Source organism: Paraburkholderia sp. (genome assembly GCF_024281035.1).
GTDB lineage: Bacteria > Pseudomonadota > Gammaproteobacteria > Burkholderiales > Burkholderiaceae > Paraburkholderia.
Window position 1 is genome coordinate 57,983 of the sequence record NZ_JAMXLH010000004.1, and the last position, 23,525, is coordinate 81,507.

17 protein-coding genes and 1 pseudogene are annotated in these 23,525 nt (G+C 65.6%); 11 read left to right on the plus strand and 7 right to left on the minus strand.

Features of this window, described 5'->3' with window-relative positions:
* The first annotated feature begins 292 nt into the window (after positions 1-292).
* From Q0L30_RS00665 to Q0L30_RS00705, 9 genes and pseudogenes are all read left to right on the plus strand, one after another.
* Positions 293-1,339, plus strand: a complete 1,047-nt coding sequence (locus Q0L30_RS00665; protein WP_296649835.1) for a bile acid:sodium symporter family protein — start codon at positions 293-295, stop codon at positions 1,337-1,339.
* A 267-nt stretch (positions 1,340-1,606) separates the two neighbouring features.
* Positions 1,607-3,445 carry a phosphodiesterase gene (locus Q0L30_RS00670; protein ID WP_296649838.1) on the plus strand — a complete coding sequence of 613 codons (1,839 nt, stop codon included), beginning with the start codon at positions 1,607-1,609 and terminating at the stop codon, positions 3,443-3,445.
* Positions 3,446-3,701: 256 nt separating this feature from the next.
* Positions 3,702-4,673 (plus strand): annotated as a pseudogene (locus tag Q0L30_RS00675) (LacI family DNA-binding transcriptional regulator); the annotation flags it as partial.
* A gap of 335 nt (positions 4,674-5,008) precedes the next feature.
* Positions 5,009-6,376 (plus strand): AGE family epimerase/isomerase, encoded by a 1,368-nt coding sequence (locus Q0L30_RS00680; RefSeq protein WP_296649840.1) that lies wholly within the window; start codon positions 5,009-5,011, stop codon positions 6,374-6,376.
* Complete coding sequence (locus Q0L30_RS00685) at positions 6,373-7,335, plus strand: carbohydrate kinase (protein ID WP_296649843.1); 963 nt, start codon at positions 6,373-6,375, stop codon at positions 7,333-7,335. The genes Q0L30_RS00680 and Q0L30_RS00685 overlap by 4 nt, the downstream gene beginning before the upstream one ends.
* A 179-nt stretch (positions 7,336-7,514) precedes the next feature.
* Positions 7,515-7,736, plus strand: coding sequence for a hypothetical protein (locus Q0L30_RS00690; RefSeq protein ID WP_296649845.1), 222 nt, complete (start codon positions 7,515-7,517; stop codon positions 7,734-7,736).
* Positions 7,737-7,851: 115 nt separating this feature from the next.
* Positions 7,852-8,097 carry a hypothetical protein gene (locus Q0L30_RS00695; RefSeq protein ID WP_293039345.1) on the plus strand — a complete coding sequence of 82 codons (246 nt, stop codon included), beginning with the start codon at positions 7,852-7,854 and terminating at the stop codon, positions 8,095-8,097.
* A gap of 269 nt (positions 8,098-8,366) precedes the next feature.
* A complete protein-coding gene (locus Q0L30_RS00700) occupies positions 8,367-9,329 on the plus strand; it encodes an ion channel (protein WP_296649853.1) in 963 nt (320 codons plus the stop codon).
* 372 nt (positions 9,330-9,701) lie between these two features.
* Positions 9,702-13,325 (plus strand): indolepyruvate ferredoxin oxidoreductase family protein, encoded by a 3,624-nt coding sequence (locus Q0L30_RS00705; RefSeq protein ID WP_296649856.1) that lies wholly within the window; start codon positions 9,702-9,704, stop codon positions 13,323-13,325.
* 92 nt (positions 13,326-13,417) lie between these two features.
* Here Q0L30_RS00705 and Q0L30_RS00710 read toward each other — a convergent pair whose 3' ends face one another.
* From Q0L30_RS00710 to Q0L30_RS00730, 5 genes are all read right to left on the minus strand, one after another.
* A complete protein-coding gene (locus Q0L30_RS00710; protein WP_296649860.1) occupies positions 13,418-14,695 on the minus strand; it encodes an EAL domain-containing protein in 1,278 nt (425 codons plus the stop codon).
* A 609-nt stretch (positions 14,696-15,304) separates the two neighbouring features.
* Positions 15,305-16,609 (minus strand): solute carrier family 23 protein, encoded by a 1,305-nt coding sequence (locus Q0L30_RS00715; protein WP_296649862.1) that lies wholly within the window; start codon positions 16,607-16,609, stop codon positions 15,305-15,307.
* Between the two features lie 379 nt (positions 16,610-16,988).
* A complete protein-coding gene (locus tag Q0L30_RS00720) occupies positions 16,989-17,576 on the minus strand; it encodes a DUF2239 family protein (protein ID WP_296649864.1) in 588 nt (195 codons plus the stop codon).
* A 116-nt stretch (positions 17,577-17,692) separates the two neighbouring features.
* Positions 17,693-19,177: a diguanylate cyclase gene (locus Q0L30_RS00725; RefSeq protein ID WP_296649867.1), complete on the minus strand. Its 1,485-nt coding sequence runs from the start codon at positions 19,175-19,177 to the stop codon at positions 17,693-17,695.
* A gap of 350 nt (positions 19,178-19,527) precedes the next feature.
* On the minus strand, positions 19,528-19,821 hold the full coding sequence (locus Q0L30_RS00730; protein ID WP_296649869.1) for a hypothetical protein: 294 nt from the start codon (positions 19,819-19,821) through the stop codon (positions 19,528-19,530).
* A gap of 212 nt (positions 19,822-20,033) precedes the next feature.
* Here Q0L30_RS00730 and Q0L30_RS00735 point away from each other — a divergent pair, with 212 nt between their 5' ends.
* The gene (locus tag Q0L30_RS00735) at positions 20,034-20,480 is read left to right on the plus strand and encodes an SRPBCC family protein (protein WP_296649872.1); all 447 of its coding nucleotides are present in this window, start codon (positions 20,034-20,036) and stop codon (positions 20,478-20,480) included.
* A gap of 416 nt (positions 20,481-20,896) precedes the next feature.
* Complete coding sequence (locus tag Q0L30_RS00740) at positions 20,897-22,048, plus strand: site-specific integrase (protein ID WP_296649874.1); 1,152 nt, start codon at positions 20,897-20,899, stop codon at positions 22,046-22,048.
* A 181-nt stretch (positions 22,049-22,229) separates the two neighbouring features.
* On the opposite strand, the gene Q0L30_RS00745 is transcribed toward Q0L30_RS00740, so the two are convergent.
* Both Q0L30_RS00745 and Q0L30_RS00750 read right to left on the minus strand, forming a co-directional pair.
* The gene (locus Q0L30_RS00745) at positions 22,230-23,189 is read right to left on the minus strand and encodes a tyrosine-type recombinase/integrase (protein ID WP_296649877.1); all 960 of its coding nucleotides are present in this window, start codon (positions 23,187-23,189) and stop codon (positions 22,230-22,232) included.
* Positions 23,186-23,524: a hypothetical protein gene (locus Q0L30_RS00750; protein ID WP_296649879.1), complete on the minus strand. Its 339-nt coding sequence runs from the start codon at positions 23,522-23,524 to the stop codon at positions 23,186-23,188. Before Q0L30_RS00750 ends, Q0L30_RS00745 begins: the two co-directional genes overlap by 4 nt.
* Position 23,525 lies beyond the last annotated feature (1 nt).

The window sequence follows — 23,525 nt, forward strand, 5'->3', positions numbered from 1 at the left end:
AGGTGTCGAGCCTAAAAGTGTTATGCCACCGGAAGGGTTGTAACACCGTGTTACTTCACAATTTTTTGACTTTTAAAGACCGCCTGGCGCGGGTTTGAGGATATCCATCTGAATATCGCGACGCATCTTTAATACGACAAAAGAACGAATTGATTCTTTAAATGAATTTGCTTTTTCAATCGGCCTACGGAGACAATAGGGCTCCCGTTGACCTGCGGCGCTTGTCCTGCATCGTCCTGGACCCTGGATGCCCTTGCTCCGCGCCGCGCCGATGCGCCCCCGAGATTGTCAGATGGCCCGTCCGAAATACCTACCCGATAACTTCACGCTGAGCCTGATCGCCACCGTGATCGTCGCGAGCTTTTTGCCGGTGCGTGGCGCGGCCGCCACACCGTTTAACTGGCTCACCAATTTCGCCGTCGGCCTGCTGTTCTTCCTGCACGGCGCGAAGCTCTCGCGCGAAGCGATCATCGCGGGCGCGACGCACTGGCGTCTCCATCTCGTCGTGCTGGCGAGCACCTTCATCGTGTTTCCGGTGTTCGGCGTCGTCCTCAAGCCGGTCCTCTCGCCGCTCGTCACGCCTGCGCTCTACGCGGGCGTGCTGTTCCTCTGCACGCTGCCCTCCACGGTCCAGTCGTCGATCGCTTTCACGTCGATTGCGCGCGGCAACGTCCCCGCCGCCGTGTGCAGCGCCTCGGCATCGAGCCTGATCGGCATCTTCGTCACACCCGCGCTCGTGAGCCTCATCGTCACGAACCAGAGCGCACGCGGCGGTTCCGCCTGGCACACGGTCTGGAACATCGTGCTGCAACTGCTCGTGCCCTTCATCGCGGGGCAATTGCTGCGCCCCGTGATCGGCCGCTGGATCGGGCGCAATCTCGGCATGCTGAAGTTCGTCGACCAGGGCTCGATCCTGCTCGTCGTCTACGGCGCGTTCAGCGAAGCCGTCAACGAAGGGCTCTGGCATCACATTCCGCTTTCGGCGCTGGGCGGCCTCTTCGTCGTGAATGCGGTGCTGCTCGCGCTCGCGCTCGGCACGACGATGTTCACGAGCAGGAAGCTCGGCTTTTCGCGCGCCGACCAGATCACGATCATCTTCTGCGGCTCCAAGAAGAGTCTCGCGGCGGGCGTGCCGATGGCGAAGGTGATTTTCGCGTCGAATGCAATCGGCGCAATCGTTTTGCCGCTGATGCTGTTTCACCAGATCCAGCTGATGGTGTGCGCGGCGCTCGCGCAGCGCTGGGGTGCACGCGATCTGAGCCGCGAGCGCGAGGTTCAGGCAGGCGACGAATCGCGTGTGGGCGGCAGCGAGCGCTCGCAGGCCGTGGCGCGGCGTTAAACCGCGCGCGCTCGTCATGCGCGCCTCACCGGCAGGCGGCGCGCAGCCTTTTTCACCCTTTTTTTTCTCCTCCTTTTCCTCCCCTCTTTCGAGCCCTCCTTCGCTCCCGCCCTTCTTCGCCGGGACGCTTGCGCGCGCGCATTTTTCCGCCTGCCGTCGCGCGTTTAGGCACGCTAACGATTGCGCACCCCCTGTCACCAAAAATTCACTTAATTCGAGCACCTTCCTGCCGTTAAGCGTGTCGTCATTGCCTGCAAGGGTTTTCACATGTCTGTTCGCGCGGCCCCGCCTCCCATTCCGACCGGCATCGCCGATTTAATCGCCGGACGCCATCTGCGCGCTGTTTTTCAGCCGATCGTATGTTTCGAGGACGGCATGATCCTCGGCTACGAGGGGCTGATCCGCGGCCCGGCCGGATCGCCGCTCGAATCGCCCGCGGCGCTGTTCGCGCGCGCGCACGAACAGCGCTGCACGACCACGCTCGAACACGCGGCGGCGCGCATCTGCATCGACGCATTCGCGCAGCTCGGCGGCCAGGGCAAGCTGTTTCTGAACTTCAGCGCCGATGCGCTGCGCCGCCTCACCGACGGCGGACGCGACGCCGCCGCGCTCTTCGACGGCACGCTCGACGCCCGCCGCGTCGTGATCGAACTGACCGAGCAGAGCGCCATCGACAACTTCAGCGAGTTCACGGGCGTCGTCGATGCCCTGCGCGCGGCTGGCGCGCAATTCGCGCTCGACGACTACGGCACCGCGAACGCGAGCATGAATCTGTGGGTGCGCCTGCAGCCGGATGTCGTCAAGATCGACCGCTTTTTCATCGACGGCATCGCGAGCAACGCCATGAAGTTTCAGGCCGTGCGCGTGATGCACCACTTCGCGCAGGCGAGCGGCGCGCGGCTCGTGGCCGAGGGCATCGAAAGCGAAGCCGATCTGATCGTGCTGCGCGACATGGGCATTAGCAGCGGACAGGGCTATTTCTTCGGCCGCCCCGAAAACCCGCCTGCACGCGCGATTACGCAAGCGGCGCGCGAGGCGATCCGCGCGGACCACATCGCCGTGTTTCCCGAAGCCGCGCGCCACGCGGCGACGGCGCACGCGAGCGGCGCGCCCGCGGCGAAGATGCTCGTACACGCGCCCGCGCTCCAGCGCCGCGCCACCAACAACGACGTGCTCGAACTCTTCAACCGCCAGCCCGAACTGCACGCGCTCGCCGTGGTCGAGGGCGAAATGCCGATCGCGCTCGTCAACCGGCGCGCGTTCATGGACCGCTACGCGCTGCCCTATCACCGCGAGCTGTTCGGCAAGAAAGCCTGTCTGCAATTTGCGAACGCGTCGCCGGTGCTGATCGAGCAGTCGATGACCGTCGAGCAGATGGCGACGCTGCTCGCGAGCGACGACCAGCGCTATCTCGCCGACGGATTCATCATCACCGACAACGGCCGCTACGCGGGGCTCGGCACGGGCGAAAGCCTCGTGCGCGCCGTGACCGAGGTGCGCATTCAGGCCGCGCGCTACGCGAATCCGCTCACGTTCCTGCCGGGCAATATTCCGCTGACTTCGCACATCGATCGGCTGATCTCGAACGATGCGGGGTTCCACGCGTGCTACGTCGACCTGAACCAGTTCAAGCCGTTCAACGATCAATACGGCTACTGGCGCGGCGACGAAGTGCTGAAGTTCGCGGCGAAGGTGCTCGCCGAAACCTGCGACCCGACCCGCGACTTTCTCGGCCACGTGGGCGGCGACGACTTCCTGATCCTGTTCCAGAGCGAGACGTGGTTCGAACGCGCACAGCGCGCGATCGAGGCATTCAACACGGGCGCGCGGCGCTACTACGCGCCCGAAGACCGGCTCGCGGGCGGCATTCGCGGCGAAGACCGCCAGGGCAATCCCACCTTCTTCAGCTTCGTGACGATGGCGATTGGCTGCGTGTACATTGCACCCGGCAGCGGCGCGCAGCACAGCTGCGAGGCGATTGCATCGCTCGCGGCCATCGCCAAGCGCCGGGCGAAGCAGGAAGCCACGGGCCTCGTGGTGATCGACGGCTGTAACTGCACGGCGCTGCAGCCCGTGCTGGGCGAAGCTGTGGCGACGGCGGACTGAAGCGCGTTTCGCGTTTCGCGTTTCGCTTTGCGCGTTTCGCTTTGCGCGTTGCATCACACCGCGGTAAACAGCGCCAATCGCACGTGTTTAGTTCTTTTTAGTAAACATGTAAATTTACATTTATAGCCTTATACCCGGGTATTTCCCGGGTTTTACTGCGCGTATACAAAGCTGTTTATCCAAATTTTTACTATACAATCGCCCCCACACCTGATCTTCACCGCGCGGCGCCGTGGCGCGCCGCCCGCCAGGAGCCATGGGGACAACCATTCGCGACATCGCGCAGGCAGCCAACGTATCGATCGGCACAGTCTCGCGCGCACTTAAAAACCAGTCGGGTCTCTCCGAATCCACGCGCGCGCGCGTCGTCGAAGTCGCGCGCTCGCTGGGCTACGACTGCGCTCAGTTGCGCCCGCGCATTCGCCGGCTCACGTTCCTCCTGCACCGCCAGCACAACAACTTCGCGGCGAGCCCGTTTTTCTCGCACGTGCTGCACGGCGTCGAGAACGCCTGCCGCGAGCACGGCATCGTGCCCGCGCTGCTGACCGCCGGCCCCGCCGACGACACCATCCAGCAACTGCGCATGCACGCGCCCGACGCCATCGCCGTGGCGGGCTTCGTCGAGCCCGAGATGCTCGCCGCGCTCGTCGGCCTGCAGCGCCCGCTCGTGCTGATCGACCTGTGGGCGCAGGGCCTGCGCTCGGTGAACATCGACAACCTCGCGGGCGCCGCGCTCGCGATGAAACACCTGTTCGAGATGGGACGGCGGCGCGTGGCGTTCATCGGCGGATCGCTCGCGCACTTCAGCATCGCGCAGCGCGCACTCGGCTACCGGCGCGCGTTCTTCGAAGCGGGGCTGCTGTTCGACCCGTCGCTTGAAGTGACGATCGACACCGGGCTCGATCCCGATACCGGCGCGGCGCGCGCGATGGAGCGTCTGCTCGACGCGACGCGCGGCGCGCCGCCCGACGCCGTGTTCGCCTACAACGACGCCGCCGCGCTCGCCGCCATGCGCGTGTGCCTGGCGCGCGGCCTGCGCGTGCCCGAGGACGTGGCCATTGTCGGTTTCGACGACATCGCGGGCGCGGCCCACGCGGTGCCGTCGCTCTCGACGGTCGCCGTCGACAAGGAAGGGCTCGGGCAGCGCGGCGTCGAATTGCTGCTCGAAGAAGCGCCCGCCGTCACCGAAATCAACCTGCCGGTGCAACTGATCGCACGCGGCAGCACGACCGGCGAGGCGGACCCGGACGCTGCCCGCGCGAGCGGCGGTTCGCGCGGCACAAAACCCGCAAGCGCAAAACCAGGCGAACGATCAAGCGAACGTTCAAGCGAACCACCAGGCGAACGACCGGGCGAAAAGCACGCCATGCAGACGGCGCAGCGCACCGCCGCACCGGACGCGACGCTCGCCTGCACCGCCGCAAGCAACGCAAACGCACGAGCCGAAGCTGACGCCGCCATCGCGCCGCCCTCGCATTGCGCGACGACACATGCGACGGCACATGCGGCCGCAGCCGCGCCGAAATCACGCTGAAGCCAAGCCCAAGCCTCGATGGAAAAGCCATGACGAAGCTCACCGATACCGTCTCCGCCACCCGGCCCGGCACCGAACCCGCGCACGCGCCGCTTGCCGCCGCACCGGCAACCGGGAATTTCCGCGACCGCGCGTTCCTGCTCTCGCACGTCGAGGACACCCTGCGCTTTTACGCGCCGAACGTGTTCGACCCGACGGGCGGTTTCCACCACTACTTCCGCGACGACGGCTCCGTCTACAACGCGCACTCGCGCCATCTCGTGAGCAGTTGCCGTTTCGTCTTCAACTATGCGATGGCGTATCGCGAGTTCGGCGATCCGCTGTATCTGCAGTACGCGCGCCACGGCCTGCAGTTCCTGCGCGAAGCGCACTGGGATCCGCAGCACGAAGGCTATGACTGGGAGATCGACTGGCGCGACGGCAAGAAGCGCACGCTCGACGCCGCGCGCCACTGCTACGGCCTCGCGTTCGTGCTGCTCGCGTATTCGCACGCGGCGATGGCGGGCATCGAGGAAGCGCGTCCGATGATCGGCGCGACGTTCGAGTTGATGGATCACCGCTTCTGGGACGCGGCCGCGGGCCTCTACGCCGACGAAGCGAGCGCCGGCTGGGTCGTGTCGCGCTATCGCGGCCAGAACGCGAACATGCACACGACCGAGGCGCTGCTCGCGGCCTACGAGGCAACGGGCCACCTCGTCTATCTCGACCGCGCGGAGCGCGTTGCATCGAACCTCACGCTGCGCCAGGCGAAGCTCTCGCAAGGGCTCGTGTGGGAGCACTTTCACGCGGACTGGTCGGTCGACTGGCACTACAACGAAGAGGACAGCTCGAACATCTTCCGGCCGTGGGGCTTCCAGCCCGGACACCAGACGGAGTGGGCGAAGCTGCTGCTGATTCTCGAGCGGCATCGTCCGCTGCCGTGGCTGCTGCCGCGCGCGATCGAACTCTTCGACGCGGCGATGACGCAGGCATGGGACGACGACCACGGCGGGCTCTACTACGGCTTCGGCCCGGACGGCACGGTCTGCGATCACGACAAGTACTTCTGGGTGCAGGCGGAGACCATCGCGACAGCCGCGCTGCTTGCGAAGCGCACGGGCACCGAGCGCTTCTGGGACTGGTACGACGAACTGTGGCGCTATAGCTGGACGCACTTCGTCGATCACCGCTACGGTGCGTGGTATCGCATCCTCACGTGCGACAACCGCAAGTACGGCGACGAAAAGAGCCCGGCGGGCAAGACCGACTATCACACGATGGGCGCCTGCTACGAGACGCTCAACGCGCTGCCGGGACGCGGCGTGGCGCCTGCCGCCGGCCGCAACGGCGCGAATGCGTACGCGCCGCTGCAACCGACGGACGGCGGCGATACACAGCATGAAGGAGTCACACGATGAGCACCTGCAGCACGGGCCCCGACTTCTCTTCAGGTTTTCCGGCCTTCATCTCGGCCGGCGACATCCTCACCGATCTCGTGCGCGTCGACGCACCGGACGGCACGCATTCGCACGCCGGTTCGCAATGGCGCGCGCATCCGGGCGGCGCGGGCTGGAACGTCGCGCGCGCGGTCGCGCGGCTCGGCCTGCCGACAGCCTGCGCGGGCGCGCTCGGCACCGACAATTTCTCCGACGAACTCTGGAACGCGAGCGTCGCCGCGGGCCTCGACATGCGCTTCATGCAGCGCGTCGAGCGTGCGCCGCTGCTCGCGATCGTGCATCGGACGCATCCGCCCGCTTACTACTTCATCGGCGAGCAGAGCGCCGACCTCGCCTTCGATCCCGCACAGTTGCCCGCAGGATGGCGCGCGCAGGCGAAGTGGGCGCACTTCGGCGGCATCAGCCTCGTGCGTCAGCCGCTTGGCGAAACGCTCGCCACGCTCGCGGCCGAACTGCGCGCCGCGGGCGTGAAGATCAGCTTCGATCCGAACTGCCGCAGCCTGATGGCGCACGGCTACGAGCCGATCCTGCGCCGCATGGCCGCGCTCGCCGACCTCATCAAGGTCTCCGACGAGGACCTGCGGATGCTGTTCCCGGGTCTTGGCGAAGCGGAAGCGATCGCGGCGATGCGCGCGCTCAATCCGGCCGCCACGCTGCTGGTGACGCGCGGTGCGCAAGCGGCCACGCTCTTTGCGGGCGACGAAGTCATCGAAGCCGCGCCGCCGCGCGTCGAGGTGGCGGACACGGTGGGCGCGGGCGATGCCTCGATCGGCGGGCTGCTCTTCAGCCTCATGAGCGCGCCGCAACGCACGTGGCGCCAGCATCTGGGCTTCGCGCTCGCAGCCGGTGCGGCGGCCTGCCGTCGCCCGGGCGCGCATTCGCCGACGCTCGATGAAGTGGTGGCGCTGCTCGCCGACTGAGGACCGAACATGCACAACGCGCACTGCATGCGCCGCACGCCACGCGCGCTCACGACTGACACGAAACTGAAGCGCCGCTGACACACCCGCGCCCCGCAACCGCGCGGGCAAAGTGCTAGCATGGAATCTACCTCCCGGCTCCATGCCGGGACGGTCTTTCCTTCCACCGGGAGCGCGCTATGGAAGATGTGACCTACACCAAGGGGATCTACACGGCAGTCGCCACGACACGGCCCATGGACGGCGGGTTGTACCAGGGCCTGGTCTCGCTGGCCCGCGACGACGGGGAGGCACTCGAAAACGCCGTCTACGAAGTGGAAAGCGCATCGGGCACGCCCGAAGAAGCGCTTGAAGAGGCCAAGGCGCTCGCACATCGCATCCTTGGCGAACTCGAACTGTAAGGCCGCGAACGCTCAGAGAACACGCAGCAAACCAACATCAAACCAACAGCAAACCAATAGCAAACTGCTGCCTCACGTTCGGGCTGAATCACCGGTAATCCGGCTGGAGGCGATCATGGCCGAACAGCTCTTTCTCTATGGCGTCTACGCCATCCACGTTCATCCGCTGCAACTGCAGGGCGCGCGCTGGGACGCCGAATACCAGATCACGCACCGCGACAAGCCCGTGCAGCAGTGGGTCACCATCGGCGGCAACGCGGGGTTCGACGCGCCCACCCAGGCCGTCGATGCCGCGCGCCGCCAGGCTATCGCCGATATCGAACAAGGCGCGGGCATTCCGAAGCCGCACAACTTTCCCTGAGCACGCACGTTTGCCGCGCTTGCGCCGCGCGTGTGCCGCTCGCGCAAGCGCGTGAGGCGCGGCGCTGCGGCCTGCTCGTCGCCCGCGTTGACCACGTCGCAGGCGCTTCAGGCGCAGCCCGCGTACGCTCGCGCGCTGCGCCGTATCGCGCCGCTGCCCACAGCCCGCTGCCCGCAATTCACGTCTGCAGCACGCGCGCGGCGCGCGCGCTTGTCCTGTCCGTTCGGCGTTGCTACGCTTTCTCACATTTCGAGTTCGAAGGGAACGCCATGACGCCCGAGCCGCAGCAGCGCACCGCCAATCAAGCCGCCCGGCAGACAGGCCGGCCCTCGCGGTTCGCACGCGTCACGCCGCGCACGCTGTTCATCGGCAGCCGCGAGATCCGGGTCTACGGCATGCCGTCGCTCGGCTGGCGCGATTTCTATCACAGCGCGCTCACCATGCGCTGGCCCACCTTCTTCGCGTCGCTCGCGGGTCTGTTCCTCATCCTCAACGCGCTCTTCGCGTGCCTCTACCTGCTCGGCACCGCGCCCATCGCCAACCAGTACCCGAGCGGCTTCGGCGGCGCGTTTTTCTTCAGCGTCGAAACGCTTGCGACGGTCGGTTACGGCGACATGCATCCGCAAACGCTCTATGCGCACGCTGTGGCGACGCTGGAGATCTTCGTCGGCATGTCGGGCATCGCGCTGTCGACGGGGCTCGTATTCGCGCGCTTCTCGCGTCCGCGCGCGAAGATCATGTTCGCGCGCGAGGTGGTCGTGCATCCCATCGAGGGCCGTACGACGCTCATGGCGCGCGCCGCCAACGCGCGCCAGAACGTGATCGCCGAAGCGGGCGCAAAGCTGCGGCTCATGCGCTTCGAAACCACATCGGATGGCTATTCCGCGCGCCGCATCCACGACCTCAAGCTCGTGCGCGACCAGCATCCCATCTTCTCGCTCGGCTGGAACCTCATGCACGTGATCGACGAATCGAGCCCGCTCTTCGGCGAAACGCCCGAGTCGCTCGCGCGCCAACATGCTTCGATCCTCGCGATGATCGAAGGCTCCGACGAATCGACCGCGCAAATCATGCAGGCGCGCTATAGCTGGTCGGACAGTGAGATCCGCTGGCAGCACCGCTACGTCGACCTGCTTTACGACGTCGACGGCGTGAGCCACATCGACTACCGGCACTTTCACGACATCGAGCCGTACGAAGGCCCGGCCGCGCAGAGTTCGCAACCGGTCTGACCGGTGTGAGCGCGCCGCCCGGCGGCTTCGCAAGATCTGACTCAAAAGCGGCGCTGCACGCGAAGCATCTCGCGCATGCACCGCGCGCGCGAGGGCAGTTAGCAAAAAATTTCCGTTATCGGCGCTAAAAAATAGAGTCTCTTGCGACGCGCACCGCACACCGGGCGCATCGCCGCGATAACAAGCCGTGCGCAGGATCGGGCTGGGTGTTGCAGCACGACCGCACACGGAGATCGCATCGGATGCCGTGGGAGCCGGGCGAGTGCTTAAGCGCCAACCCGGCGTCGACTGCTCTGCACGGGACCCGAGCAAGCGCTGAAGCGCCAACTCGGCGTCGACGGCACCTGGTGCGATCGAAAAGGAGACTCCACCATGAACGCCCGCCCCGCGTTCGGCGATGCTTCGCCCCCGCCTCTCGCCGACTACCGTCTGAGCGACAACCTCACCGCCACGCGCGGCCGCATCTTTCTCACCGGCACCCAGGCGCTGATCCGTCTCGCACTGATGCAGCACGCCGTCGACCAGGCGCACGGACTTAACACCGCGGGCTTCATCAGCGGCTATCGCGGCTCGCCGCTCGGCATGGTCGATCAGCAGGCGTGGCGCGCGCAAAAACTCCTCGACGCCGCCAGCGTGCGCTTCCTCCCGGCCATCAACGAAGAACTCGGCGGCACCGCCGTGCTCGGCACGCAGCGCGTCGAAGCCGACCCCGAGCGCACCGTCGAGGGCGTCTTCGCGATGTGGTACGGCAAAGGCCCCGGCGTGGACCGCGCAGGCGACGCGCTCAAGCACGGCAACGCCTACGGCTCGTCGCCGCACGGCGGCGTGCTCGTGGTCGCGGGCGACGACCACGGCTGCGTTTCCTCGTCGATGCCGCATCAGAGCGACTTCGCCTTGATGGCGTGGCACATGCCCATCGTGAATCCGTCGAACATCGCCGACATGCTCGAATTCGGCCTCTACGGCTGGGCGCTGTCGCGCTACTCGGGCGCCTGGGTGGGCCTCAAGGCGATTTCGGAAACCGTCGAGTCGGGCTCGACCGTCGATCTCGATGCGATCCGCACCGACTGGCCCGCGCCCGCCGGCTTCGCGCCGCCGCCCGGCGGCCTGCACAACCGCTGGCCCGATCTGCCGAGTCTCGCCATCGAAGCACGGCTCGCCGCCAAACTCGACGCCGTGCGCCACTTCGCGCGCGCGAACAGCATCGACAAGTGGATCGCACCGAGCCCGCACGCGAACATCGGCATCGTCACCTGCGGCAAGGCCCATCTGGATCTGATGGAGGCGCTGCGCCGCCTCGACCTCTCGGTGGCCGATCTCGACGCCGCGGGCGTGCGCATCTACAAAGTGGGGCTCTCGTTTCCGCTGGAGATGTCGCGCATCGACGCCTTCGTCGCGGGCCTCACCGACGTGCTCGTGATCGAAGAGAAAGGCCCCGTTGTCGAGCAGCAGATCAAGGACTACCTCTACAATCGCAAGGCCGGCGCGCGTCCGGCCATCATCGGCAAAGCAGGCGAAGACGGCGCCGCGCAGCTCTCCGAACTAGGCGAACTGCGCCCGTCGCGCATCCTGCCCGTGTTCGCCGCGTGGCTCGCACAGCACAAGCCCGCACTCGACCGGCGCGACCGCGTGGTCGATCTCGTCGCGCCGCAGATCCTCTCCAACGAAGCAGACGCCGTACGCCGCACGCCGTACTTCTGCTCGGGCTGTCCGCACAACACCTCGACGAAAGTGCCCGAGGGCTCGATTGCGCAGGCAGGAATCGGCTGTCACTTCATGGCGTCATGGATGGAGCGCGACACGACCGGCCTCATCCAGATGGGCGGCGAAGGCGTGGACTGGGCGGCGCACTCGATGTTCACGAACACGCGCCACGTCTTCCAGAATCTCGGCGACGGCACCTATTTTCATTCAGGCATCCTCGCGATTCGCCAGGCTGTCGCGGTGAACGCCAACATCACCTACAAGATCCTCTACAACGACGCCGTGGCGATGACGGGCGGGCAGCCGGTGGACGGCAGCATCTCGGTGCCGCAGATCGCGCGCCAGGTCGAGGCCGAAGGCGTCTCGCGCTTCGTCGTCGTGAGCGACGAGCCCGAGAAATACATCGGTCATCACGGCCTGTTCCCGAAAGGCACGACGTTCCATCACCGCCGTGAACTCGATGCGGTGCAGCGCGAACTGCGCGACATCCCGGGCGTCACCGTGCTGATCTACGACCAGACCTGCGCCGCCGAAAAGCGCCGCCGCCGCAAGAAAGGCGAGTTCCCCGATCCGGACAAGCGGCTCTTCATCAACGAGGCCGTGTGCGAAGGCTGCGGCGATTGCGGCGTGCAGTCGAATTGCCTCTCGGTCGAGCCTGTCGAGACCGAACTCGGCCGCAAGCGCCGCATCGACCAGTCGTCGTGCAACAAGGACTACTCGTGCGTGAACGGCTTCTGTCCGAGCTTCGTGACGGTGGAACACGGCAAGCTCAGGAAGGCTGCGGGCGCAACGTTCGATCCGCAGGCGCTTGCCGCGCGCGTGAATGCGCTGCCCGCGCCGCAGACGCCGATCGAGGACGCGCCGTACGACATTCTCGTCACCGGCGTGGGCGGCACCGGCGTCGTGACCGTGGGCGCGCTCATCAGCATGGCCGCGCATCTGGAAGGCAAGAGCGCGTCGGTGCTCGATTTCATGGGCTTCGCGCAAAAAGGCGGTGCGGTGCTCTCGTTCGTGCGCTTCGCCGCAACCGACGCCTTGCTCAACCAGGTCCGCATCGACACGCAGCAGGCCGACCTGCTGCTCGCCTGCGACATGGTAGTGGCCGCGAGCGCCGACGCGCTCCAGACCGTGCGCCACGACCGCACGCGCATCGTCGTGAACACGCACGCGATTCCGAACGCGTCGTTCGTGCAGAACCCCGACGCGAACCTGCACGCCGACGCGCTGCTCGCGAAGATGCGTCACGCAGCGACCGGCGGCTTGCCCCGCACGAACAGCGGCGCGCAAGACCCGCTTTCGACGTGCGACGCGCAGGGACTCGCGCAACGCTTTCTCGGTGACACCATCGGCGCGAACATCCTGATGCTCGGCTTTGCATGGCAACTCGGCCTCGTGCCGGTTTCGCTTGCGGCGCTCACGCGCGCGATCGAACTGAACAACGTGGCCGTGCCCGCGAACCTGCTTGCGCTCTCGATTGGCCGTCTCGCCGCGGCGGACCCAGCCGCGCTCGAAACACTCGAAACACTCGACGCGCAACACAAGCGCGCCATGGAGCCGAAGCGCACGCACACGCTCGACGAACTGATCGCCGATCGCGAAGCGCGTCTCGTCGCATATGGCGGTGCGCGTTACGCGAAGCGCTTTCGCGCGCTCGCCGATGCCGCGCGTGCCGCCGACAAGAGCGCGGACCAGGTGCTCGCGCGCACCGTCGCGACGACGTTCTATCGCCTGCTTGCGGTGAAGGACGAATACGAAGTCGCGCGGCTCTATACCGATCCCGCTTTCCGCGCCGCGCTCGAAGCGCAGTTCGAAGGCACGGCGGGCCGCGACTTCACCGTGAAGTTCAACATGGCGCCGCCGCTGATCGCGCGCGCAAAACACGGTGAAGTGCCGCGCAAGATGCAGATCGGCCCGTGGCTGTGGCGCGTGCTCGCGCTGCTTTCGAAGGGGCGCGGCTTGCGCGGAACGTGGCTCGACGTGTTTGGCCGCACGCTTGAGCGCCGCATGGAACGGGCGCTCGCCGACGACTACGAGGCAACGCTGCGCGACGCGCTCGCGCGTCTCGATGCCGACAACGCCGCCGATATCGCGACGCTCGCGAGCCTTTATGAGCGCGTGCGCGGCTATGGCCACGTGAAGCTTGCGAACCTCGCGGCGGTCAAGAGCCGCGAGCGCGAACTCGCGGCGCGTCTGCAACTCGACGCGAAGACGAGCGCGGTCGTGCAGGAAGCGCTCGATTCGTTCAAGGGCGCGGGCGCGCTGCGCGGCATTCCGGTGGTCGTCGCGAAGTAACGCGCGCGTCGTAAGTACAGCAAGTGCAAAACGGGCGGCTTCACTGGCCGCCCGTTTGCTTTGTTGTGCCCGATTCGTTCAATACGATTTGTTCACTCAGGTTCGTCGGAAATCCAGTCGACGTCGCCGCACAGCACGCACAGCCGCGCGCCGACGTGCACCGCCATCGAAAGCGTCACGCACGGCAGCGCCTCGGTAATCGACAGATACGGCGCCGTGACATGCACGCGGCCCGGCGCGGCAAGCGCGGCGCGAAAATACGGACGCCGCAGCCAGTTCGCGCCCTGCGCTTCGTCGAGCGGCAGAAAGCGCGCGTCGTGCTGCGCACGGTCGACGCGCAGCACGACGTTGCGTTCGGCCTGCCGTCCGTTTGCATCGAGCAGGAAACAGCGCGCCGCATGCGTAAGCCCGAGGAAATTCCAGCACACCTCCTCGATCGGCTCGCCAGCGCCCAGCCGCTCCGCCGCGCGCTCGAACGCGCGCACATAGGGCGCCAGACGGCTGGCCGTGCCGCGCTCGCGCGCTTCGGTCTGCGAGCGAAAGCGCTCCGTCGCCTCGGCGATCACCGATCGCGTCTGCGCCGCATCCGCGAGACCCGGCGCCGGGCGCGCGAAGAAAAAGCCCTGCACGAAGTCCGCATTGCACGAGAGCGCGAGCTGCGCCTCCTGCTCGGTTTCGACGCCCTCGATCAGCACGAGCTTGCCCGCCTCGTGCAGGAGCGCGACGAGCGCGGGCAGCGTCGCCGCCATGTCCGCGCGATGCGCCGCGTGCAGCAGCATGATGCGGTCGAGCTTCACGATGTCGGGATTGAGCTGCCACACGCGGCCGATATCGACGTGGCCCGCGCCGAAGTCGTCGAGCGCGATGAGAAAGCCGCGCTCGCGCAACAACGCGATGGCGCGCGCGAGCGCGTCGAGATCGGTGGCCTGCTCTTCGAGCACTTCGAGCACGATGCGACGCGGCGGCAGATCGAGCCGCTGCAGGTTCGCGAGCAGCGCTGCGGTGTGATACGGCTCGGTGAGCGTGCCGGGATGCACGTTGAGGAAGAGCCATTCGCGCTCGGCGCCCAGCAGCCTGAAATTTTCCAGATGCAGGAGCTGCGCGAGACGATCGAGATGCAGGACTTCGCCGATGCGCGTCGCCTCGCCGAACACATCGAGCGGAGGAACCGGCCGGTCGAGCGCGTCATGCGCGCGCAACAGCCCTTCGTAGCCGATCGCGCGCATGTGCGAAAGGCTGAAGACCGGCTGGAACACGCTCGTCAGCACGAGATCGCCGTAGGGCGCGCTGTAGCGCTGCAGCCCCGACGTGACGCTCATATTGAAGCCGTGCGGCGCGACGGCCGTTTTGTCCTGTTGCTCTGCACTCATGCGTTCCTCTCGCGCGAGATCGTCGCCGGCGTGCGCGCGAGGTTCGCGCGCGCCATGACCGCCGGCCCGATTCATTGCGTCACAAGCTGCGAAAAGCAAGGTTCGTGCGCGTTGGCGCGCGAACGTCGCATGCATTCAAGTGCGAGCGACGCATGTCACGCACGACGCCCGTGGCGCGCGTGCGCCGCGAACGGGCGGACAGCGCACCACAACCATGCACGGCCGATGTGCGTGCGTCGCGCCGTGGCGGCCTCGCTGCCGCGCGCCGGATTCTTCCTACTAATTCCTCACTAATCCGCGCGACAGTCGCCGGGTACCGCCATGTGCCGCCGCGACCGGGCGCATCGGCGTCCTCGTCTTCGCGCGATCCTTCGCCTGATCGCAGAAAACCGTATGCACTGTTCTTATTCTGCGCCTCTTCGTGGCGCTATCGTGCGCCATTGTGCGCCATTGTCCGTGATGGTGCGGCACGCTGGGTGCGCAGGGCAACGCTCGCCGAGGTCGGCTGGCAGTGTCCATTGAAAACGTGGGCGCAAAAAAAGCGGCACGCGTGCCGCTTTCATTGCCGCCGCAGCCGCGCGCCACAGGTGCGGGCGCGGCATGCAGGCGTCAGACCGATGCTTGCTGGGCAGGCTTGCGGCGCAGCAGCGCGTAGAGAATGATCGAGCCGAACGTCGCGGTACCGATGCCGCCAAGCCCGAATGCGCCGAGCTTCAGCGAGAAATCGCCTGCGCCGAGCACGAGCGTGACGGCGGCGACGATGAGGTTGCGGTTATCGGAGAAGTCGACCTTGTTGACGACCCAGATGCGCGCGCCGGTCACGGCGATGAGACCGAACACGACAATCGACACGCCGCCGAGCACCGGACCCGGAATCGTCTGGATCACGGCGCCGAACTTCGGCGAGAAGCCGAGCACGATTGCGATCAGCGCGGCGACCACGAACACGAGCGTCGAGTAGATCTTGGTGACGGCCATCACGCCGATATTCTCGGCGTAGGTGGTGACGCCCGTGCCGCCCGCGAAACCCGACACCATCGTGGCCAGACCGTCGCCGATGAACGCGCGGCCGATATAGCGGTCGAGGTTCACGCCCGTCATCGCGGAAACGGCCTTGATGTGACCGAGGTTCTCGGCGACGAGAATCACGGCGACCGGCATGAGCAGGGTCATTGCGTGCACATCGAACACGGGCGCGCCGAACTTCGGCATGCCGAACCAGGCGGCGTTGCCGACGATCGCAAAATCGACCGGCTTGCCGAGGCCCATTCCGTTCGTGACGATTGCGTAGATCACGTAGGCGACCATCAGGCCGACGAGAATCAGAAGACGCTGCAGCATGCCGCGCGTAAACACCGCGACGCCGCCCACGCAGACTACCGTCATGAGCGCCATCCACGAATCGAACTGCGAGCCGCTCACGCCCTTCACGGCGATAGGCGCGAGATTCAGGCCGATCACGCAGACGATCGCGCCGGTGACGACGGGCGGCATCAGCGTTTCGATCCACTTCGTGCCGACCGCCGACACGATCAGGCCGATCACGGCGTAGACCGCGCCGCACGCGATGATGCCGCCGAGCGCGACCGGAATGTTCGGATTCGGCCCGTGCCCGCTATAGCCCGTAATGGCGATCACGAGCCCGATGAACGCGAAGCTCGACCCGAGATAGCTCGGCACGCGGCCGCCCACCACGACGAAGAACAGCAGCGTGCCGATGCCGGACATGAAAATGCACAGATTCGGGTCAAATCCCATCAGCAGCGGCGCGAGAACGGTCGAGCCGAACATCGCGACCACGTGCTGCACGCCCATCGCGAACATCTGCGGCCAGGACAGGCGCTCGTGGGGAGCGACGACGCCCCTCGCGCCGCTCGACGCTTCACGCCAGCGGGGGAAATAAGAATCGGACATCTGCGGCTCCTCTTGTGGGCGTGGTCTGCTGTTGTTGCTTTTGGGTTATGGACGATGCGGGACGATGCGCCCGCGTGGTCCGGCGGGTCATCTCGTTAAAAATCAGGCGCGAGTGTACGGAGCCGGAGTGCGCGTGGCAAGCCGTGGCAAACACGCTGCCGCCTCACTTCGGCGCCGACTTTCAGACTCATCCGATAGGTTTGGTGCGATGCGGCGACTACACTGATTTCGCTGCGTGACCGAGTAACACCCTCATCATGTAGCGGTCGTTAGCAATAAACTCTCCGACTTCCCGCTCACGCTTCCCGGCTTGAGCGGTTTTTTTTTGCCCGCCCGCCGGTCTGTCCGTCTCTCTGTCCGTTTCTCTGTCTGTCGCGCATCAGGCGAAGGCATCCCGCGCAAGCGCCCCCGCATACTCCCGAACATCAACCGGCCAGGCGTCGCTGGCCGCCTCGAAACGCGCCTTGTCGCCCGCGTAGAGCGCGCGCAGCGCGTCCTCATAGCCCGGCAGATTGCCCGCCAGCGCCGTCATGAAACGGTGCGCCGCCTCTTGCGCCGCGCGCGCGCGCTCCTTCGTCTCGCTCGCGTGGCGCGCCGCGTCGACGAGCCGGCGCAGCACGACCGACGCACCGCCCGGCTGCGCGCCGAGCCATTCCCAATGACGCGGCAGGAGCGTCACCTCGCGAGCGACCACGCCGAGCTTCGGGCGGCCCCGGCCACGCGGGGCCTCGTCCGCGAGGGGTTCGAGCGCGTCGGGCGCCTGCGCGGACAGACGCGCCGCCACATCCTGTGCGGTGCCGCGCAAATCGAATTCGACCGCACGCGCGTCGTTGTCGTCGAAAATCAGGATCGGCGCGTCTTCGCCTCGTTCGAGCGCCGCCTTCACCGCGAGCGCCACTGCCGCCGCCGTCCCGTGCGCCAGCCGGCGCGTACCCGCAAATGCCGTACAACCGAATGTCGCGACCATCTGTCGCTCCGTTTGTGGGATCAAGACGGCGCATTTTATCCGGGTAAAAATTACGACGCAATATTACCCGGATAAAATTTCCATCATCCCAACGGGAAACAGCGGCCCTCTGCCCTCTACGTTGCGCCGGCAAAACCGGGCTGCCACGCCACGACGCGGTTGCGCCCCGCACGCTTTGCGGCGTAGAGGGCCGCATCGGCGGCTTCGTTGAGATCACCCCACGAAACAAACGTCCCCGCCGACGTGCTCGCAACCCCCACGCTCACCGTCAGTACCCCGTTCGCCGCATCCTCGTGCCGTATCGCGAGCGCTTCGACCGCGGCGCGCACCTGCTCGCCGACTGCGCGCGCGCCGGCCTCGTCGGTGTTGGGCAGCATCAGCACGAACTCCTCGCCGCCAAAGCGCGCCGCACAGTCGCCCGCGCGGCGCGCGTAATCGTTCACGACATGCGCCACCGCAGCCAGCGCGCCGTCGCCCGCGTGATGGCCGTAGCGGTCGTTGTAGAGCTTGAAGCGGTCGATGTCGAACATCAGCATCGCGAGCGGACTGCCCGTGCGCCGCACGCGCAGCCATTCGTTGCTGGCGCGCGCCTCGAAAGCACGCCGGTTGGCGAGAGACGTGAGCGCATCCGTGCCGGCCTGCGCGCGCAGTTCCGCTTCGAGCGCGGCGCGCTGACGCAACTGCCGCGCGAGCAGCACGCCCGCCCCGATCAGCGATATGTCGAGCACGGCAGTCAGCGCGCCGATGAACCACGCGCGCAAGCGCCACTCACGGTAGATCTCGCGTGTACTCAGCCCGACGCTGAACACGAGCGGGAAGCCCTGCACGCGCCTGAACGCATACCAGCGCCGTATGCCATCGACCTGTCCGTTGGCGAAGAAACCGCCGGAATCTTCATGGTCGATACGCTGAAAAACCGGGGCCCCCTGGACGCTCGTGCCGACAAGCTTCGGATCGTACGGGCGGCGCATGAGCAACGTGCCGTCTGCGAGCGTGATCACGAGGACACCGTCCGTGCCGATATCGACGCCGCTGAACAACTGCCGGAAATATTCGAGGCGCATGGTCACGACCACGGCCCCCGCGAACGAGCCGTCGGGATTCGACAGGCGACGACTCATCGCGATGCTCATCTCCGTTGGACCGTTACCCGGAATGAACGGATGGCTCACGAAGAGGCCCGTGTGCGGCGACGTGTGCTGCGCCGCGAAGTAATCGCAATCGGCGATGTTGAGGTGGCGCTGCGTATGCCTGCGCGAATCGTAATAGACGTCGCCGGCGGCATCGGCGACGAGAAGCACGCCGAGATTCTTCGTCATCGCCGCGCGGTCGAACAGCACACTCTGGCGAATCTCCATGGGCAGGGCCGCAACGCGCGGATCATCGAGTCCGTCGATCACGGCCTGCAGAGAAAGATCGTAGAGCTCGAGGTTGCGCTCCGTGTCGCGCTCGAAGAGCAACGCGATGTTGTAGGCCGCGGCGCGCGCCTGCGCGAGCGCATCGCGGCGCATCTGCTGCATGACCAACGCGGTGATCAGCGTCACGAAGGCGGCAAGCGCGATGGCAACGATCAAGACGAGGATCGGGCGGCGGGTCAACATGGCGTGGCGAGCCTTGCCTCCTTGAGCCTGGGGGAAGGAATGGCCGCAGCGGCTTGGACGGCGGCCTGCCCGGCGCAGCGCGCGCCGGACGCGCATCGAGTGTAACCCGGCATGTTGGGCGCACGTTTCGCGGATGTGCCGTGCATGCGTGGCGCGCTTTAGTGCCGCCGATGGTATGGGATGTCGCTGCCGGAATCGACGCCGCGCAAATCATGGGCCATGGCGCATCGATTGGCGGGCTTGTTCGCTGTGCTTTCGGTGGGCGCTCGATATCCGTGACTACCCGACGCCTCGTCCCGTCTGCGGGATGCGGTGTCCCTCGACGAAAGCGAATACTTTCGGCTGCGCGCCTAGAAACCGTGGGTCACAAGCGACAGCACGGAAAGATCCGGATGCGTGCCGTCGACGATGCTGTGCCCCACGGAAAGCGCCTCTTCAGTTGCCTCTTCCTCGGTGCGGAACGTTTCGTCGCCGCCCGGATGATAGGGCACCGTGTGGCCAGGCAAGGCCGGATCGGCGCCCGGGTGGCAAACATAGGCGGTGTAGGTGTAGCGGTTGCTGCCATCGTCCGCCGGAGCCGGCGAAACGTGGATCTCGAACCCCTCGTAATCGAACTTCCGGAAAAGCGCTTGCGGACCGGACATGACGGCCTCCGTTTGCCGCGCTGCCATGCGGCGTCGACTCGGACCCGCTCGCGGATGGTGCGTCGGGCCGATGCGGGAAGTTTAGGCCATCGCTGGGAGGATGGCGGGGGTGGGTCGTCAGCCGGAGGTCGGAGTTCGGAGTTCGGGATGCTTGTCGACTGGCGGTTGTCGTCTAGGATTGGGAGATGTCCTCGTCCTTCCGGAGTCCCACCATGGCTACTCACACGATCCGGTTGCATCGCGTGCTCCGCTGCCCACCCGAGCGCCTCTATCGCGCCTTTTTAGACCCCGATGCGCTCGTTAAATGGCTGGCGCCGAATGGCTTCGTCGCGATTGTGCATCACCTCGATGCGAAGGTCGGCGGGAGGTATCGGATGTCGTTCAGGAACTTCACTACAAGTGAGGAGCACTCGTTTAATGGCGAATATCTCGAACTGGTGCCCAATGAGCGGATCCGGTACAGCGGAGTATTCGACAATCCAAATCTGCCCGGCACGATGGAGACGAGTGTGGTGCTGCAAGGCGTGTTTTGCGGAACCACGTTGAGCGTCGTGCAGGATGGGGTTCCAGAGGTGATTCCCGCCGAGGCTTGTTATCTCGGGTGGCAGGAGTCGCTTGTGTTGCTGGGGTTGTTGGTGGAGGCGGAGATTAAGGGGTAATTCTCATATGCGGAAATGCGGGGGAGACGAATCGCGGGGAAAACGTCGCGATATCGGCGTGTATCGAACGATTGATCGCACAACGGCCCACTGTCGTCGTCGGCATCGCCACTGGTAGTTGCCTGTCAGCCTTTTGTCGCTGGAGGACCGCTAACCCAGACTGCGACGGAACTGGCGCACAAATGAAAAAACCGGCCTAAGCGACCGGTTTTAAAGGGAATTCGTTGGTGGAGCGGAGGAGGATCGAACTCCCGACCTTCGCATTGCGAATGCCCGAACTAGCCATTTCACGAGAATGCTGTAGCCTAGTCACATCAATACATTACGAGCACTCCCAGCTTACCAGTGGAGCAGTGATTGGCTTTTTTGTCCCAATCCTGTCCCACTGACAGCAGAGACGAGAAAGAACACCAACAATGGCCAACTTTCGAAAGCGCGGTGAACTGCAGTGGCAGGCGCGGGTTCGCCGCAAGGGCTACCCCGATCAAGTTAAGACGTTCAACTCTCGAGTCGAGGCCGAGGAATGGGCCAGAGCCATAGAACACCAGATCGACCGAGGCGCGTTTGTCAGCCGAGCGGAGGCCGAAGCCACGTCACTGTATGAGGCACTGGAACGGTACGAACGTGAGGTGACAGCACACAAAAACGGCGTGGAAGCCGAGAAGTCTGTCCTACGCATCTGGAAAGGAACCGATCTGGCCTTGCGAAGCATGCCGGTAATTCGCAGCGTAGACATCGCCAAGTTGCGCGATGAGTGGCTGAAGACCCTAAAACCAGCCACCGTCCTGCGACGCCTCCAAGTGCTCTCGCATGTCTTCAACATTGCCCGCAAGGAATGGGGCATGGAGAGCCTGTCGAACCCGCTTGAGCTTGTCCGCAAGCCGCAACCCAACAATGCGCGCATCAGACGCATCGCAACTGTTGAACGCGCCGGCGTCGTCGCGAACGGCGAAGCACTGCCAGAGCCCGGCAATGATGCGGCCGAACGGGATTCCACCCGTGAAACTCCGGACGATGAACTGGAGCGGGTCATTACAGCTACGGGTTCCAGCATCCTGCCTGCAATAGTCCGGCTGGCTGTGGAAACGGCCATGAGGCGGGGCGAAATTGTCAGCTTGCGCTGGGAGCACATCGACCTAAACGATCGCGTGGCACATCTGCCGAAAACCAAGAACGGCGAATCACGCGACGTGCCACTGTCTTCGAAGGCTGTGGCTGTGCTTAAGGTCCTGATGTCGAAAGACGAAAATCAGGATAAACACAACATCGAAGAGGATGACAGCCGCGTGTTTAAAATACGGAGCGATGCGGTAACGCGTGCCTTTGAGCGTGCCGTAGAGCGCGCAAGACGGCTCTACGAAGATGAATGCAAGGAAACAGGAGCACGGCCGTCCCCGAAGTACCTGACTGATCTGCGCTTCCACGATCTCCGGCATGAAGCGACTTCGCGCCTGGCGGCGATCTTCCCGATGCACGAGTTGACGAAGATCACCGGCCATAAAGACCCGCGCATGCTGATGCGGTACTACCACCCACGTGCGAAGGATCTAGCAAAGAGGCTAGGCTAACCCGCGTGTTGGAATTTGAAATTTGCCCCTATCGCAGGGTACCTAGAGAAATCAAGCACATACGAGCGTATGTCTACAGCAGCAGAAAGTATTTACGCATCAGTAACTTAGCGTAGTTTTGCGCAGCCCATCCAAGCTGACGTCTGTACCGCAGTTGTACCGATGCCAGTCACCGTTACGGCTACACATGAATACGTTCCACCTCGTCCAGGCTGATGTCGCCATGGCGCCGGTCATAGAGCTGCGTGGTGCGCGTCGACGCGTGATTGGCCATGGTAGCCGCATTCTCGAGCGTGCCGCCGTTCTTCAGGTAGGCGGTGATCCCGGTGGCGCGGAACGTGTGGTTGCCGATCTTCGTCGCAATGCCCGCGGCCGCCGCGCGCCGGCGCACCATGGCGTAGGCGTTCGCCTGCGGCAGCGGCGTCGTGCTCAGCCGACCGGTGCCGCGCGTGATCGTGCGAAAGAGCAGCCCCTTCGGGTCGACGGCAATGTCGGTCTCCTCGAGGTAGGCGTGCAGGTAGGCTTCCAGCGTGTGGTGGCACGGCATCGCGTGCGCCTTGCCACCCTTCTCGCGCAGGCGCACCCACAGGCGACGGTTCTGTATGTAGACATCTTCCACGCGCATCGCGAGCGCCGCACCGACCCGTGCGAACGAAAACACCATCAGGGCGATCAGCGCGCGGTCGCGCAGCCCGATCGGTGTGCTCACGTCGATGCTGTCGAGCAGCTGCCGCGCCTCGGCCGCCTGGAGCACGGGCGTGGCGCCAGTGCGCGCCGAGTGCGCGGGCCCGCGCACCGAGGCGGCCGGGTTCAGCGGCACGACCTGGCCCGTGACGAGCCAGTCGAACAGGTGGCGGATCGCCGCGAGCTGCTGCTTGACGGTCGGCGCCGCATGCGTGGCCGTCTGCAGCTCGATCCAGGCCGCGACGTGCAGCGGCTGCACGGCCGTGATCGACGTCACGCCGGCGCCTTCGCACCAGGCGAGGAAGTCTCCGGCCGCGCGGGCATAGGCGCGGCGCGTGTGCGGGTTGCGGATTGCCGACGCGAAGAATTCGAGAAAGCGCATGCCGGCGCGTTCACCCGCTGCCTCGACCAGCGCAGGTACAGACGCCGCGCATGCGAACGGAACGAGGGGGGTCATGCGTCGTCGCTGCCCGCTGGTCCGCGAGGCGGGCGCGGCCGGTCCGCTTCGCGGCCATCCCATTCGGATCGTAGCCGCTCCTGATACGCCAGACCATCGGGCTCCGGTGGCGTGATGCGCAGCCACGCGCCGAGCGTGTCCCTGAGGCACTGCGGACACAAGTCGAGACTGACCTTATTGCCGTCCCCGAAGATCGAGCCGAAGCCGCCCCAGAGCGACAGCGACACACGCTCATGCCAGCCGGAATCATGATCGTCCGGCGTCATCCGCTTCTGGCACCGATCGCAGGTACAAGCAACCACTTCCTGCACCGTTTTGTTCTCGTATTCGAGCATC